The organism is Pseudoalteromonas sp. 3D05 (genome assembly GCF_002723455.1).
Lineage (GTDB): Bacteria > Pseudomonadota > Gammaproteobacteria > Enterobacterales > Alteromonadaceae > Pseudoalteromonas.
In genome coordinates this window covers 37,789-52,537 of record NZ_PDUS01000016.1, presented here as the reverse complement: position 1 = coordinate 52,537, position 14,749 = coordinate 37,789, and the positions used below count along the sequence as shown (strand labels likewise).

The window sequence follows — 14,749 nt, the reverse complement described above, 5'->3', positions numbered from 1 at the left end:
TATGTCTGCCTTTACTCTTTCACTAAAAGCAAGTGCCCAGCTTTTGCTCAGTATAGCAATCATTCTAGGCTGCCTCGCAGCTGCAAAAGTAATCATGCAATTCACTCAAGGCAGCTTTCCAGCACCTTTGCTCGGTATGCTTTTATTATTAGGGCTTTTGCTCACTGGTTTAATTAAAGAACACCATGTTACCCCTAGCGCATCTCCCTTGTTGAATTATATGCCTTTATTTTTTATTCCCGCAGGTGTTGGCTTTATTGAACATTTAAACTTAATTTCATTACACTGGCAGTTTATCGTTGCCTGCCTAATTTTAGTTCCTTTAACTAGCCTGCTATTAATTAGCCATCTAATAGCCGTCTTCAAAGGGCGAGCGCAGCATGATTAATTTGTGGTGGTTGTGTATACCCGCTGTGGTTACAGGGTTTATTTTACTTAAACATTTAAATAAACTGAGCCAGTCTACAACCTTTATTGCGCTAACCACCCCTGTATTTTTAGCAATTGTTTTTTCAGCCTTAATACTGATCTTATTTAATATACCTTATGAAACTTTTAGTTATCACACCCAGTTTTTGAGCTGGTTGTTAGAACCCGCCATTGTCGCCCTCGCACTCCCGTTATATAAGCAATTTTTACATGTTCGAAAAAGTGCTTTGCTTATTTTCATCAGTAGTGTTGTTGGCATTGTTAACGCAACCGTTGTCGGTTTTCTATTAAGTATCGTATTTGCTGTCCCTAAGGAACTGGCACACTCTGTTGCCGCTTTGTCAGTAACAACACCTATCACTTTAGTGGTTACGGACTCCCTTGGAGGAATTGCTTCTTTAGCTGCTGCAATGGTTATTTTTATCGGTTTGCTAGGCGCGCTTTTTGGATTTATTATTTTGCAATGGAGTGGCGTGTTAAATCATCAAGCCCAAGGCGTTGCAATCGGAACTGCGTGCCATGCAATTGGAACAGCTGCTGCACTGAATAAACACCCGCAAATTGGTGCTTTTTCGTCTGTTGCTATGGCATTAAGTGCACTACTGACGGCAATTATAGTACCTTGGCTTTATCCTTATCTCAGCCAACTTCTGCTATGATAACTTCCCTCACTTAATTGAATTTTATTTACTTATAGGCTTTTCATGATCAGTACAGAAATAGAGCAAGTTGAAAAATACTACACAATGATCAGTGAGTATTTGGTCAAATACAGCATGCAGTTAGTGGGTGCGGTACTCATACTCATTTTTGGATTATGGATAGCGCAAAAACTGTCTAAAGTAGTTGCGGGTATTATGACTCGTAACAATATTGATATTACCTTAACTAACTTTGTCAGTAATGTGGTTAAAGTATTATTGATAATTATGTTTATTATTATAGCGCTTGGCAAAATAGGTATTAGTGTTACCCCTTTTGTTGCGGCAATTGGTGCTGCATCGCTCGGTGCAGGTTTAGCACTGCAAGGCATGCTGTCAAATTATGGTGCTGGTCTTGCAATTATTGCTACAAGACCTTTTATCGTTGGCGACACAATCGAAGTCAAAAATGTTAGTGGGCAAGTTAAAACCATTGAGTTGGGCCATACTGTGCTTATTAATGAAGAAAAAGTAGAGATCACTATTCCTAATAAACATATTGTCGGTGAAATTCTTCATAACTCATTTAACTATTCACTGGTAAAAGGCGAAATTGACATTGCCTATGATGCCAGTGCAGACCAAGCAATTAACCTGATAGAAAACGTGCTAGCCCAACATGATTTAGTGGCTGATAACCCACATTCACAGGTTGGCATAGAAGCCTTTGCCGAAAGTGGCGTTACTATCAGTTACCGTTATTGGGTTCCAACGACCAAAATTATTGAAACAAAACTTGCTGTTAACGGCGGTGTTTATAGTGCTATTCAAGGCGCTGATATTGAAATACCCTTTCCGCAACGAGTGGTTACGCTTAATAAAGAATAGCAAAACACTAGTCTGTTGATTTTTAGGTTAAATCTTAGAAGTCTGTTTGGCATTTAGGCAAGGCAGCATCTATGTGGTGTGGTTATTCCCCATAAATAGGCGATAACGCAGCATCAATACCAAACAGGCGCTGCCCTTCGGGTTCTATCTAGGGCGATATACGCTTTGTTGCCTAAATGGTGCTAAGGGGCGTGAGCAGGACACGGAAGCTTTGCTCGGTTTTGACTTAACCCACTTGGTTACAAACCTTGCGCCGCGATTAATTCGCCCCTCTTTGAACAAATTTCAATCCGCAAAGGTCAACAGACCCTAACTTCCCCCCTGTAAGAAGAGCATTTAGCAAAGCAATTGAGTTTCTCTAAGCTTTAGTAGTACAATCGCAAAAAGAATTGATAATACTTACTATTTACAATACAGGGGTTAACATGGCAAAGGTAAGCCAACGGTTTTGGTTTCAGTTGCATGGTTGGTGCTCGCTACCAATCTGGGTTTTATTTTGTTTTATTTGTGTCACTGGAACCGTATCGGTAATTAGCCACGAGTTAACATGGTTGACAAATTCTGCTGCAAGAGCAACAAACCCAGATAATTTACCAGAAAAATCAAAAGACACACTGATTGCAAGCTTAAAAAGTCAGCACCCTAGCGCCGATGTCATGAGCATTCTTAGCTATGAGCCTTACCTGGTTAACGCGATAATTTTTACCGACACAGATAAACCTTACGCTGTTGCTTATGTAAACCAATATACTGGTGAAGTGCAGGCTATCAATCAAACAATTTCCTTCGTTGAGTTTATGCGGACGTTACATGGCTGGTTATTTTTCCCATGGCAAGAAGGCTATAGTGTTGGTTATTACCTAGTCAGTGCTATGGCAATCGTTATTCTAGGGGCATTGATCACCGGCTTAATCATTTACAAAAGTTTTTGGCGCGCCTTTGCCCAACCTAAAATTCGCTTCAACCAAGGTCGTAAAACTCTACTAAAAGATTTGCACACGGTCAGTGGTGTGTGGTCAATTTGGTTTATGGCCATCATGAGCTTAACTGGGCTTTGGTACTTGGCTCAATCAATTATGTGGCATAACGAAATTGATATTGAAGAGCATGCGCCTTTAGTAAGCGAAGCTCAATTACCCAGTTCTAAAAACACTCAACCTATTAGTTTAGATAATGCTGTTGCCTTGACTAAAAATAAATTTGGCGATTTTACTCCTACTTATATCATGCTGCCTGAACACAATCGTGGTATGTACAACATCATGGGTGCGGGTGATACAATTTTTTACGATGGTTACTCATATTCGACCTCTGTGAATCCATGGTCAGGTGAAATAGCCACGAGCAAAAGCCCTGAAACAATGACCACCTTACAAACATTATCTCACATTGCAGACCCTCTGCATTACGGCACAATTGGCGGTATCTGGACCAAGGTAATTTGGTTTATTTTTGGTGTTATTCTAAGTGGCATGTCAATTACAGGCTTTATGATGTACTCAAAAAAACTAGTTAAAGCTAAAAAAACAAGCTCAGCAATTATCAGCAATACTGCGGAGGCAAACTAATGGCGCGTTTACAAAGTACTTGGTGGCAACAAAAAAAATACTTACTCAATGCTTTGGTTTTGATTTTACCCTGTATATTTATTTACCAAGCTTTAAACCCAACCTTTCCTGACCTATGGCAAGAACAAACCATTGGTGGGTTTAAAATAGCCCCCATGCCACTTAACATGGAACAGCCATATTCTCACCACAACGAGTATGTTAAAGATTTTTATCTAGCGTTTAACCAAGGTGAAATTAATAATATCCGTCAGGCATACTTGAATATAGGCCCTGCACCACTCCCATTAAGTGAGTTTGCTAAAAGTGACGAAGGTATAATGCATGGCACGGATCACGGCCAGCACGCTCATGCAATTGCACCTGTGACTATTGGCCAAAATGACAAGCTTTGGGTCACTATTCAAACGTGGCAAAATGAATTACTCCAGCAAAGTTGGGACATTCCGCAACAACTCATTGGTGATAAATAATTGGCAATAGGTGTTGTTCACTTTATAGTGAATAACACCTATTTGTTTATTAGAGGTTCGCTTGCCTTTTACTTCACACCAAGTCATTAAGTACATACTACTAAGTAGTTTAGTTTTACTAGCTTGGTTACCTCATTTCCAGAGCTTTATTCTGGACTTCATTGATCAAGCATTATTACAGTCAGGTATTCTGTATGCCTCATCGCGCTCTGTAAATGCCATTATCTCGCTATTACAATCCGCTGAGGTAGGCATAGGCATTGCTAGTATTCAACCAGCACAATTGCTCGACCCTGTTAATGATTTAGCTGAATACATGTCAGATGCGATGCGCTTAGCACTAGGCTCTTTATTTATACAGCGTATTTTATTTAGCATTGCCTCGGGAGAACTTTTTAGTGCTCTATTTACCTTAAGCGTTGGGTGCTATGTTGTGTGTGATTACTTTGGTTACTTAAAAAAACTGAGTACGAACGTGTTAGCAAGCTTCATATTAATGCGTTTTTTAATTCCACTGGTGGTAATTACAACAGGGTTTGCAAGCCAAGTATTTTTAGATGATGACATTGATGCGCAAAGTAAAGCAGTAAGTCAAACGGTCGACAAACTAACAGATCAGGCAAATGCCACCTCAGCATTATCTGAAAATATGCGTTCGCAAATTACTAGCCAAAAACAAACAACATTAGATGAGTTAACACTGCTCAGCACTGAACAACGCCAATTAAACAAAACTGTTAAAGATAACCAACAACAATTAAAACAACTTACGGCTGATATCGATGCAATTCAAGCTAATCGTAGCCTGACACAAAAGTTGACAATGACACAACTAGAGCAGGCTAAGCCACTTATTAAGCAACAACAAGATTTAAAACAACAACAAGCCAAACTGAATAATCAGCTTGCGGCATTACACACTAAAACAGAGCAATCAAAGCAACAGGTTCAGCGCTACAATGACCAATTAACAGGCAATACAGGAAATATGGTGAGTAAAGTAGCTGATGCAGTGACATCGGGGATTACTGAAATGGTTACGTCTGTGGAGGCGCTCTTTGTAGACTTCATCAATCTTTTATCTTTGTTAGTTGTGAAACTCATTTTAATGCCACTGCTTTTTTTATACATGTTTAACAAAGCTATTAAAGCTATTTGGCAGCGCTCAATTCAATCTAGTTTTACACTAATGAGCGAGCAACTACCAAATAAACACTAGACTTATAGAGTACTTAACCACCATGCGATCAAAACCAACCCAGTGACAAAAATGAGAGCTTTCGTCTTGTGTTTTTTAATCACCTTTTCTGCTTGGTCGCCAGCATAGTAAACCACCAGCGCGAGAGCAAAGTACCGAATTGAGCGAGCGATAGTTGTCGCCAGCAAAAACAGCATCAGCGAGTACTTAGTCGCTCCAGCTGCTAACATGGCTATTTGAAATGGAATCGGCACAATCCCTAAGGTCAGCACAAACCAAAAGCCTTGTTCCTGCATTTTTTGTTTAACATTTTCGAACTGTTCTGGACTTGAAAATGTATTAATAACCCAATCACCAATGAAATCAAATAAGTAATAGCCCAGCGCGTAACCCACCAAAGCGCCAGCGATACAGCCAATTGTTGCCATTAAAGCAATTACCCACAACTTTTCTCGACGAGCTTGCATCAGTGGCACCATGACCGCCTCAAGTGGAATCGGCACAATGGTCGATTCTAGAAATGACGCAACCGTGATCCCGCTGAGCATATGTTTAGAGTCAATAAACTTACGTGTTTGCTTTTTTAAACTCTTCCCAATAGACATACATTTCCTTGTTAAATCGTATTTAAGTAATAACTTAAGGTTTTCTCCAACGAGCCTTAAAACCCCGCGTGTCAATGTGAATAAATGCACCACGATGAGACTTCGGGCCATATACACCAAGACCACCCATTAACCCTTTAAATGAATCTCGCTTACTAAGTGACTCAACAACATCCGCCATTACATCAGCATCCGCAATGGTGAATTTACCATCGTTATTCAAATCATCCATGCGGTAGTTACCATTATTATCAATAAAAACGTCAGCTGCATCACCAAAAACATGACGGCTAAATTTAACATTGCCAATTGATTTGTTGTAATAAGGTGTGCGATACCCACTCATCACCACCATATTAGAGACCGGGTAACCTTCTAAGGTCATTTCTTTACGAATTTTTTCTAATTTAAGTAATAGCTGACCCTTTAAATAAACATATTTAGGAAACTTACTGCGTTGTTTGCTGATAAATTCTTTCAATTTAAAATGAGGAGACACTTGCATATTCTTATTTTTTTCGGTTACTTCTATATACCCATCAGGCACAATATAGTGCTCTTTGCCCTCTAATTCTGCTTCATTGGGATAATGACCTATGTGAAAGTACTTAAGCTTGCCGCCTTCAACGCGCTCGGATGGGACTTTTACAAATGCGTTAATTTGCATTTTCTCATCACCATTCGCCGATTCAATCATTAGTTTATAGGCACCGGGTTCTTGAGGAGCACGCCACAGCCAGCGATTTTTAGACTTTGCCTTAAGCTCTTTATCAATATCTTTTAAAACATAGCCGCTATCTGATTGCGAATAAAGAACCTCAAATTCAATTTTTTCATTAGGTAATACAAACACAGAAAAGATGGAATACGGAACCACTATGTCATCTATTTTCAAGCTAAATTCCGCATCAGGAAGTGCTGCTGTATTTTTTATTACCACGGCCTGATGAGTCACCTTTGATTCTGCAAACGTCTGCGCAGATAATAAAATTGTGGTAATTAACAGTGTAAAAATATATGCAAATTGCATAACGAATACTCCTTCTATTAAGGCGCTGTGTTCATATTTTTTAATGAATGATTAGCAGCAATCATTGGTTCAGTCGAATGTAATAAATGAAGATTTTTATCCTGATTATAAATATCAGTTCTAAAATTAACGGTATTATTTTCATCTACCCATGCTGTCCAGTAAACCAAATGGATAGGCACTGGTTTTTGTAAGTGAAATGTACGGGTTTCGTCTGTCGTTCTAACATTCTCAATATTAGGAGTAATTCCATCAAGTTGATGTTGTTTAATGATTGCTTTTGCTAAAGAAAACGGGCGCTCCATACGAATACAACCATGCGAGGCAGCACGCTTTGGTTTTTTAAACCAGTTTTTAGCTTTGGTATCATGAATATAAATAGCATTCACGTTAGGAAATAAATATTTGATTTCACCTAAGGGGTTATCTTTTCCTGCACGTTTAACTAAGAAATGTTCAAAATCATAAGGTTCAATCTCATCCCATACAATTTTGTCTGGATCTATCAGGTTTTTATCCAGGTAACTATGTTCCCTAATTTCAATATTTTTCTTTTCTAAATAGTCCGGGTCGTTCGCTACTTTAGGAGCAATCTCTCTAGTGGCGATTGACAGTGGAATACGCCATGTGGGATTGACAACAAACTTTTCAATTTCATCGCTGAACGCTGGGGTTTTCCAGCTTGGCTTACCAACGACCACGCGATTTTTTAAAACCACATCGCCTTTGTTGATGTAGCGTAATTTAAATTCAGGAATATTTACTAATACATATTCTTCATCGGTACGCCCGGGAAACTCGGTCATACGTTGAAAATTTAACTTCAACTGCGCATAGCGTATTTTAGCGGGTACATTTAAATGCCTGAGAGTTTTTCTCCCAACTACACCATCTATCAATAATCCATGGCGTTGTTGAAATCGCTTTACTGCATCTTCAACGCGTATATCAAACACACACGGCGATATATCTTTTATAGGATTGGTAAATATATGAACTTTGCAGGTATCTTCAGTTAAATCTCCGCCAAGTACCAGCCTATTAACCAGCTCGGCTACAAAAGGACCTTCACTTCCTAGCGCTAATACATCATCAAGGTTTAGCTGTTGCCAGCCTCCTCTATTAACAATTTCCTGATGCCAGGCGATTACGTTTTGCATCCTCTCAATTTGCTTTGTTGATTTAGGATCTATATAGATACTTTTTGACACATCACTGGCTTGTTGATTTGCCATTTTGTTAGGTATTTCATTTGAGATGTTTGCTAATAAAGTAGATGTATAGAACCCAGCTAAACAACTTAGCAGTACAGATCCATGTTTAGCTACCTGCTTTAGACCATGCGTTGAATGCTTATGTCCTATTTGTTTAATCGACCTCATTACTTTCACCTATCAGTTAATTGATATGCCAAGCTCAAAAATTTTCTGTAAGAGCGGTTATTGTTTTAACTAATTGCAATACAGGTGCCAGCACTCAGATAAAAAACAACCTATTGATTATTAGTGACTTTTCAGTATCACCACTTAAATTACAATAGCGTCACAACATGCTAAAAATGTAAAGTCGCTACTTTAATGTGTAAAAATGGCTGAATGTATTCGCATTGAAATCTAAGCATGTAGGCTTGCAAGTCACGCGGGAGTAATCGTTAAGTACTAAGTTATATAGATATTAAAAAGCCGACTTTTTTAAAATGGAATTTACCACCGTCCCAATCTGAATAACAAAAAATAAATATGATCACTTTACATAATTACTGCGTAAAGGTTATTCGATTGTTAATTAAATTGTTAAAAGGATTACAAGATGGATAAGTTCGTTAAGCTCTTACTTATTATTTTAACCCTTACGTTTATACAAGGGTGTAATGATGACGATGATGACAAAGAAAATGGTGTAACCCCCCCAATAGAATCTCAATCAACAATTGTTGATGTTGCAGTGAACGCAGGAAACTTCACTACCCTTGTTGCAGCGTTACAAGCTACTGGCTTGGACGACACTCTTGCAGACACCAGTAAATCATATACAGTATTTGCACCCACTGATGATGCTTTTGCCCTGCTTGGCGAAGACACCATCAGTGCATTGCTCGATGATACTGACAAATTGAGCAAAATACTGACTTACCACGTTGTGGAAGGTTCGGTTGACGCTGAAGCTGCCATTGGTTTAGCTGGCACGACGGTTACAACGGTAAACGGTCAAGAAATTGCGTTATCGTTAAGTGGCGAAACCTTACTTGTTAATACAAGTTCTGTTACCAATACAGATATTGCGGCTGACAATGGCATTATTCATATCATTGACGCCGTTTTAATGCCAAGCGAAGAAAACCAACCAGCACCGACTAGCAACATTGTTGAAACTGCTCAGCAAGCTGGTAACTTTACAACCTTACTAGCCGCCCTCGAAGCGACAAACTTAACCTCAGTATTGTCTGATACATCTTCTGAGTTCACAGTATTTGCTCCTACAGATGCTGCTTTTGAAGCCATTGGTGAAAAAATGCTAAACACTTTACTGGCAAACCCAGATGTACTTGCCAGCATCCTAAAGCAGCATGTTCTAGCGGCAAAAGTTGATTCTGTAACAGCCATGTCACTCAACGGCAAGAGCGCTGAAACCGTTCAAGGTAATCAACAAGCAATTGCAATTAACAGTGAGACAGACACCCTGACATTTGGTGGCGCAAACATAACAACAACTAACATCAACACAACAAATGGTTTTATCCACGTAATTGATGCTGTGGTTGTAGGTGACATCGAACTACCACAAAGCTATGGCACATTGGCAGATGTTGCTACGAGTAACGGCAATTTCACAACATTACTCGCAGCACTCAATGCAACAGGCTTAGATACGCTTGTCGCTGATCCAACAAATACTTTTACTGTTTTTGCACCTACCGATGCTGCATTTGCAGCTCTGGGCCAAGACACAATTGATGCGCTCCTTGCGGATACTGATAAGCTTAAAAACATTTTACAGTACCACTTAATTGCAGATGCTAAAGTACTTCAAGATGCGGCAGTAAGCGTCGCTACCAGTGAAAGCAATAAAACAACAATGGCGAACGGCGACATGGCTGCTTTATCGTATGTTGATAGTGCGTTGTTTATTAATGATGCCGCAGTCACTACAGCAAATGTTACTGCTGACAATGGTGTAATTCATGTTTTAAACAAAGTTATTATGCCACCAAAAGACATGGGCACACCGACTAAAACTATCGCAACAGTTGCAACCGAAACTGAATCACTTTCAACATTAGTAACTGCGTTGCAAGCAGCCAACTTAGTAGATACTTTTAACGATACATCGAAAATGTTCACTGTATTTGCACCGACTAATGACGCATTCAAAAAGATTCCATCAGAAACATTAAATTCGCTTTTAGCTGATAATGATGCCTTAACTCAAGTGCTAACTCAGCATGTTTTAGGCGCACAAGTAAGCTCAACGGATGCATTCGCTGCAAATGGTATGATGGTTGAGACTCTAGCGGGCAATAACTTATCGGTTAATATAGTTGATTTTACCAGTACAGCTAACACTCAAGCAGACATCATTGCATATGACAGCACAAACAGCCGTCTTGTTACTGGCATGGGCTCAAGCAATTCAGGAGCAACTGTGTATGTATTTAATGCCGACTTAGAGCAGTCAATGAGCGTGTGTAACGACACCTGTGCTCAAACATGGCCACCGGTTATTGGCAAAGAGCAAAGCATTGCGAATATTCCAGGTCTTTCACTTATTGAACGTCAAGATAGCACCATGCAAGTGGCTTATTTAGGTCGCCCACTTTATACCTACTCAGGTGATGAAGCACCGGGCCAAGCGAATGGCCAAGGTGTGGGTGATAACTGGTGGCAAGTAAGTTTACCTGCGACTTCATTACAAGTGGCTGGTAGCAATGTTGTGACTACTGATATCTACACCAGCAATGGCGTAGTACACTTAATAGACACCGTAATTACGCAAGCTAAATAAACTAATTTATGGGTAAAATTAAAAAAGGGGCTGATTAGCCCCTTTTCTTGTATCTACAGAAGATTATGAGCTTATTCGTCGTCAGCTCGCTCTGCCGCTTTGATTCGCTCTTGGTTTTCTTGCATTTGTTCAAATGCCGCTTTAATTTCATCAAGCACAGAATCGACATCAGCGGAGCTATTATCTTCTTCTAAATCACCATAGAGCGTTGTCTCTGGGGTAAGTTCACCCGCTTGGTATAACGCCCACATTTCTTCGCCAAACCGTGTTGCAAGAATCTCAGGCGCATACTGGCCATAATATTGGCGCATATTACGCACATCGCGCAAAAACATTGCTTGTGCGTTGTTATTCGCTGATGCATTAACCGCTTGCGGCAAGTCAATGATCACCGGGCCATCGCTGTCCACCAGCACATTAAATTCAGACAAATCACCATGCACAATACCGGCACATAACATCAACCTAATGTAATGAACCATAGTGGCATGATCTTCAATAGCCTGCTCTGCGGTCATGCTAACATCGTTTAAACGTGGTGCTACATCACCATCATCGTCCGTAACTAAATCCATGATCAATACACCATCGTAACACCCGTATGGCTGTGGCACTTTGACACCCGCTTTAGATAATGTGAATAACGCATCGACTTCTGCATTTTGCCACACACTCTCTTGCTCTTTGCGACCAAATTTAGACCCTTTTTCCATGGCACGGCCACGTCGGCTGTTACGTACCTTTCGACCTTCTTGGTATTTAGCAGCCTGTTTAAAACTTCTGTGTTGAACATCTTTATACACTTTGGCGCAGCGAATAGCCTCTCCACAGCGTACAACATAGACTGAGGCTTCTTTACCACTCATTAATTGGCTGATGACTTCATCAACAATACCGTCTTCGATAAGCGGTAAGATTTGTTTAGGTGTTTTCATACCGCTCTTATACCGCACTTAGTGCGTATATGTAATCCCCTATTGATAAAATTACAAAAAACTTGACTAATTTAGTTAAATACACAAACTGCAAATAAAATTTTTCTAACAAGAGGCCCAATATGAACTCAGAAATACGCTATCGTTTTCAATCAGCACAAATTGCCAATCGCTTTTTAAATGAGCTCAAAGACTGGCCTATTGCGAAAGTAAAAACCAGGCTACTTAACGGTGGCTTTGATGTCAAAGTTAGCTATCAATTTGATGGTACTGGGTTTGATTATACCTGTTCAGAGTTAGATGATTTAGCCTCCCAACATCAAGGTGTCGAAGTGAATTAAATTAAACCTATTCGGTTATTGACTATAGATTGATATACATTTGCGTATAGCTACGTTAAATTAGTGTAAACATTGTTAATTGTAGAGATATCTATGAATAAGCCTGCCTCTGATCATATCCCTCAAGAAGCATTCGATTGGTATGATGAATATGCTCACGGCACGATGGATAGACGCACCTTTATGAAAAAACTAGGCTCGCTAGCAGTCTTAGGCTATTCAATGGCGACACTCACCACAGCCTTACTGCCTAATTATGTGCTAGCTGAGCAAGTTTCGTTTAACGATGATGATATTAAAGCAACCTATCAAACTTTTAGTTCACCGAGTGGCCATGATAAAGGGCAAGGTTATTTCGTTGAACCGGCGAATATAGCTGGCAGGCGCCCCGTTATACTGGTTATTCACGAAAATCGTGGTTTAAACCCTTATATTAAAGATGTTGCACGGCGCTTAGTAAAAGCTGGTTTTATCGCATTTGCACCTGATGCACTCTACCCACTTGGTGGATATCCCGGTAATGACGACGAAGGTCGTGCAATGCAACGCTCGATGGACAGAGAAAAAATTCAAAATGATTTTCTAGCTGCTGCAAAGTTTTTAAAATCTCACCCTCGCAGCAATAACAAGCTTGGCGCTGTTGGCTTTTGCTTTGGTGGCTATATTGTCAATTACCTAGCTGCTATTGACTCAACACTTCTTAACGCAGGTGTACCATTTTACGGCACGCCAGCAACAAAAGAATTGCGAAAAAATATCAAAGCCCCTTTAATGATTCAGCTTGGCGAACTAGATAAGCGTGTAAATGCCAGTTGGCCTGAATACGAAACGGACTTAAAAGTACATAATGTTCCCTATCAAATGCATATGTACCAAGGCGCCCATCATGGTTTTCATAACGACTCTACTAGCCGATACGATAAAGACAGTGCTGAGCTTGCTTGGCAACGAACATTAGCCTTTTTTACACATTCACTCGTTTAAGGTAAACACCTCTACATGAATAAAGTTTTGTACTTCATAGCCACAGTTTTCGTTATCGTAAATTGTATTAAAAATCCTGCATTAGCACTGACATTTGTGGCCGAAGATCTTCCCCCATACCATTATAAAAATGAGCAAGGCGAAGTTGTTGGCGCATTGGTTGATTTATCAAAAGCGGTATTGAATAAAGCACAGCTCGATGGAACATTCGAAATTATGCCGATGGCACGGGCATACCACCGATTCGAAACACATTCTGACATTATCATGATGTCATTATTAAAAAACCCAAAGCGTTTAGAACTATTTGATTGGATTGGCGCGGTATATTTTGCAGACGCTTATTTAATAAGCTTAGATACCTTTAAAGGTAAAGTAGACAATTTAGAGCAAGCTAAAGAGTACAGAGTAGGCACAATTAATGGTTATTCTAGCGAGCAATACCTTCGTGATGCAGGCTTTTCAGATAACGAAAACTTAGTACTTGTTAGCCACTATACCCAGCTATGGCAGATGCTATTTAAACAACGTTTAGATTTTGTATTAACAAATACGCTTACTTTAAAAAACGAATTAAAACTCGCTGGGTTCGATGTAAGCCAAGTTAAAAAACAAGTACATTTAAACGACTACCCAGCAACACTTTATTTTGCAGCCAATAAAAAACTCGATAAACAAACCAGCCTACAACTTAAACAAGCTCTACTAAAGGTGAAAGAGACCGGTGAGTATCAAGAAATTTTATCAAAATGGCAGTTACCGATGAACTCTTTATAGATTAATTACGGCGCGTCATTTACTCTATTCTAATGACTAAATTTTTTATTTTAAAATACGTTGCTTTTTATTTAGGGTGTAGCCTTTGCTTCATTTTTCACACCCAATTTGCAATTCCACCGCTAATTTCCTCATGTTTAGTTGGCTTGGTCGGCAGCTTTATCCCTGCACCAAAGTCATATGGGCAACATCCCCACTCTGCAATTTATGCCGGTAGTTTTGCCGGAATGTGCTCTGAAGGCCTGATCACTGGGTATTGGGAGTTAGCCGTTATTTCTTTGATTGGCGCTGTGTTATACGCAACAAGCACAAAATTATTTACCGGTTTTGGTGGAAAGCTTGGCAGTATAGCCTTTGTCAGTATTGCACTTTTTGTCATTGCTCGAGGTATTGTTATATGAGCTTACTGTCAATTTTAGTATCGCTATTAGGGGCTTTTTTAACATTTTTTTTAGCCAAGTATGACCGTATTGGGGCCATTAGAGCATCTGCTACTTTATCTATTATCGCTTACACCCTATTTTTATTTTTAGGTCTCAATGCTGAACTCTATTCAATGCTATTCTTTGGCGGTACGTTCATTGGCATGAGCGCCCCCAAGCGCTTCGGCTTTTACACCTTATGCTCTGCAAGTATACTTTTTTCTATTTTATTTCATTACCTTGTACCACTACTTTATAGCTATGGCGGGGCACTGGGGTTAAGTGCTTTCCTCTCAGTCTGTGTATGCCACTTAGCTATTCTTCTCGGCGCACCAAGAAGCCAACCTAAAAACAAATGAGCATATAGGCCAATTGTTTGACCGCCAATTAAAAACACTAAAGAACTAGATAAAAAATTAAAAGCAATACTTTTTGATAATAAAGGGTGATTGTTTC

At 39.6% G+C, this 14,749-nt stretch carries 16 protein-coding genes; 12 read left to right on the top strand and 4 right to left on the bottom strand.

What is annotated here, in order from left to right:
* The first annotated feature begins 1 nt into the window (after position 1).
* The 6 genes from CSC79_RS15150 to CSC79_RS15125 all read left to right on the top strand — a co-directional run bounded on the left by CSC79_RS15150 (position 2) and on the right by CSC79_RS15125 (position 5,218).
* Entirely contained in the window at positions 2-388 is a 387-nt protein-coding gene (locus tag CSC79_RS15150; RefSeq protein ID WP_099296586.1) for a CidA/LrgA family protein, read from the top strand.
* Entirely contained in the window at positions 381-1,088 is a 708-nt protein-coding gene (locus CSC79_RS15145; RefSeq protein ID WP_099296585.1) for an LrgB family protein, read from the top strand. Before CSC79_RS15150 ends, CSC79_RS15145 begins: the two co-directional genes overlap by 8 nt.
* A 45-nt stretch (positions 1,089-1,133) precedes the next feature.
* The gene (locus CSC79_RS15140) at positions 1,134-1,958 is read left to right on the top strand and encodes a mechanosensitive ion channel family protein (protein WP_099296584.1); all 825 of its coding nucleotides are present in this window, start codon (positions 1,134-1,136) and stop codon (positions 1,956-1,958) included.
* Positions 1,959-2,383: 425 nt separating this feature from the next.
* A complete protein-coding gene (locus tag CSC79_RS15135; RefSeq protein ID WP_099296583.1) occupies positions 2,384-3,526 on the top strand; it encodes a PepSY-associated TM helix domain-containing protein in 1,143 nt (380 codons plus the stop codon).
* A complete protein-coding gene (locus CSC79_RS15130; protein WP_099296582.1) occupies positions 3,526-3,999 on the top strand; it encodes a hypothetical protein in 474 nt (157 codons plus the stop codon). Before CSC79_RS15135 ends, CSC79_RS15130 begins: the two co-directional genes overlap by 1 nt.
* Before the next feature lie 61 nt (positions 4,000-4,060).
* On the top strand, positions 4,061-5,218 hold the full coding sequence (locus tag CSC79_RS15125; RefSeq protein WP_099296581.1) for a hypothetical protein: 1,158 nt from the start codon (positions 4,061-4,063) through the stop codon (positions 5,216-5,218).
* Positions 5,219-5,220: 2 nt separating this feature from the next.
* Here CSC79_RS15125 and CSC79_RS15120 read toward each other — a convergent pair whose 3' ends face one another.
* Genes CSC79_RS15120 through CSC79_RS15110 form a run of 3 tightly spaced genes read right to left on the bottom strand, consistent with a single transcriptional unit; the run spans position 5,221 to position 8,214 of the window.
* Positions 5,221-5,802: a VTT domain-containing protein gene (locus tag CSC79_RS15120; protein WP_099296580.1), complete on the bottom strand. Its 582-nt coding sequence runs from the start codon at positions 5,800-5,802 to the stop codon at positions 5,221-5,223.
* Positions 5,803-5,836: 34 nt separating this feature from the next.
* Positions 5,837-6,832 (bottom strand): D-Ala-D-Ala carboxypeptidase family metallohydrolase, encoded by a 996-nt coding sequence (locus CSC79_RS15115; RefSeq protein WP_099296579.1) that lies wholly within the window; start codon positions 6,830-6,832, stop codon positions 5,837-5,839.
* Between the two features lie 17 nt (positions 6,833-6,849).
* Entirely contained in the window at positions 6,850-8,214 is a 1,365-nt protein-coding gene (locus tag CSC79_RS15110) for a L,D-transpeptidase family protein (protein ID WP_099296578.1), read from the bottom strand.
* A gap of 427 nt (positions 8,215-8,641) precedes the next feature.
* On the opposite strand from CSC79_RS15110, the gene CSC79_RS15105 reads away from it, so the two are divergent.
* Positions 8,642-10,834, top strand: coding sequence for a fasciclin domain-containing protein (locus CSC79_RS15105; protein WP_099296577.1), 2,193 nt, complete (start codon positions 8,642-8,644; stop codon positions 10,832-10,834).
* Positions 10,835-10,905: 71 nt separating this feature from the next.
* Here CSC79_RS15105 and CSC79_RS15100 read toward each other — a convergent pair whose 3' ends face one another.
* Positions 10,906-11,769 carry a PA4780 family RIO1-like protein kinase gene (locus tag CSC79_RS15100; protein WP_099296576.1) on the bottom strand — a complete coding sequence of 288 codons (864 nt, stop codon included), beginning with the start codon at positions 11,767-11,769 and terminating at the stop codon, positions 10,906-10,908.
* A 122-nt stretch (positions 11,770-11,891) separates the two neighbouring features.
* Here CSC79_RS15100 and CSC79_RS15095 point away from each other — a divergent pair, with 122 nt between their 5' ends.
* The 5 genes from CSC79_RS15095 to CSC79_RS15075 all read left to right on the top strand — a co-directional run bounded on the left by CSC79_RS15095 (position 11,892) and on the right by CSC79_RS15075 (position 14,652).
* The gene (locus CSC79_RS15095) at positions 11,892-12,110 is read left to right on the top strand and encodes a hypothetical protein (protein ID WP_099296575.1); all 219 of its coding nucleotides are present in this window, start codon (positions 11,892-11,894) and stop codon (positions 12,108-12,110) included.
* Between the two features lie 93 nt (positions 12,111-12,203).
* Complete coding sequence (locus tag CSC79_RS15090; protein ID WP_099296574.1) at positions 12,204-13,094, top strand: dienelactone hydrolase family protein; 891 nt, start codon at positions 12,204-12,206, stop codon at positions 13,092-13,094.
* Between the two features lie 15 nt (positions 13,095-13,109).
* The gene (locus CSC79_RS15085) at positions 13,110-13,871 is read left to right on the top strand and encodes a transporter substrate-binding domain-containing protein (protein WP_099296573.1); all 762 of its coding nucleotides are present in this window, start codon (positions 13,110-13,112) and stop codon (positions 13,869-13,871) included.
* Between the two features lie 32 nt (positions 13,872-13,903).
* Positions 13,904-14,272, top strand: a complete 369-nt coding sequence (locus CSC79_RS15080) for a hypothetical protein (RefSeq protein WP_180270446.1) — start codon at positions 13,904-13,906, stop codon at positions 14,270-14,272.
* On the top strand, positions 14,269-14,652 hold the full coding sequence (locus CSC79_RS15075; protein ID WP_099296572.1) for a hypothetical protein: 384 nt from the start codon (positions 14,269-14,271) through the stop codon (positions 14,650-14,652). Before CSC79_RS15080 ends, CSC79_RS15075 begins: the two co-directional genes overlap by 4 nt.
* The last annotated feature ends 97 nt before the right edge of the window (positions 14,653-14,749 follow it).

Bases quoted from the DNA above. Each gene is read 5' to 3' on its own strand.
- CSC79_RS15150 (WP_099296586.1), top strand. From the start codon at position 2: ATGTCTGCCTTTACTCTTTCACTAAAAGCAAGTGCCCAGCTTTTGCTC.
- CSC79_RS15145 (WP_099296585.1), top strand. From the start codon at position 381: ATGATTAATTTGTGGTGGTTGTGTATACCCGCTGTGGTTACAGGGTTT.
- CSC79_RS15140 (WP_099296584.1), top strand. From the start codon at position 1,134: ATGATCAGTACAGAAATAGAGCAAGTTGAAAAATACTACACAATGATC.
- CSC79_RS15135 (WP_099296583.1), top strand. From the start codon at position 2,384: ATGGCAAAGGTAAGCCAACGGTTTTGGTTTCAGTTGCATGGTTGGTGC.
- CSC79_RS15130 (WP_099296582.1), top strand. From the start codon at position 3,526: ATGGCGCGTTTACAAAGTACTTGGTGGCAACAAAAAAAATACTTACTC.
- CSC79_RS15120 (WP_099296580.1), bottom strand. From the start codon at position 5,802: ATGTCTATTGGGAAGAGTTTAAAAAAGCAAACACGTAAGTTTATTGAC.
- CSC79_RS15115 (WP_099296579.1), bottom strand. From the start codon at position 6,832: ATGCAATTTGCATATATTTTTACACTGTTAATTACCACAATTTTATTA.
- CSC79_RS15110 (WP_099296578.1), bottom strand. From the start codon at position 8,214: ATGAGGTCGATTAAACAAATAGGACATAAGCATTCAACGCATGGTCTA.
- CSC79_RS15105 (WP_099296577.1), top strand. From the start codon at position 8,642: ATGGATAAGTTCGTTAAGCTCTTACTTATTATTTTAACCCTTACGTTT.
- CSC79_RS15100 (WP_099296576.1), bottom strand. From the start codon at position 11,769: ATGAAAACACCTAAACAAATCTTACCGCTTATCGAAGACGGTATTGTT.
- CSC79_RS15095 (WP_099296575.1), top strand. From the start codon at position 11,892: ATGAACTCAGAAATACGCTATCGTTTTCAATCAGCACAAATTGCCAAT.
- CSC79_RS15090 (WP_099296574.1), top strand. From the start codon at position 12,204: ATGAATAAGCCTGCCTCTGATCATATCCCTCAAGAAGCATTCGATTGG.
- CSC79_RS15085 (WP_099296573.1), top strand. From the start codon at position 13,110: ATGAATAAAGTTTTGTACTTCATAGCCACAGTTTTCGTTATCGTAAAT.
- CSC79_RS15080 (WP_180270446.1), top strand. From the start codon at position 13,904: ATGACTAAATTTTTTATTTTAAAATACGTTGCTTTTTATTTAGGGTGT.
- CSC79_RS15075 (WP_099296572.1), top strand. From the start codon at position 14,269: ATGAGCTTACTGTCAATTTTAGTATCGCTATTAGGGGCTTTTTTAACA.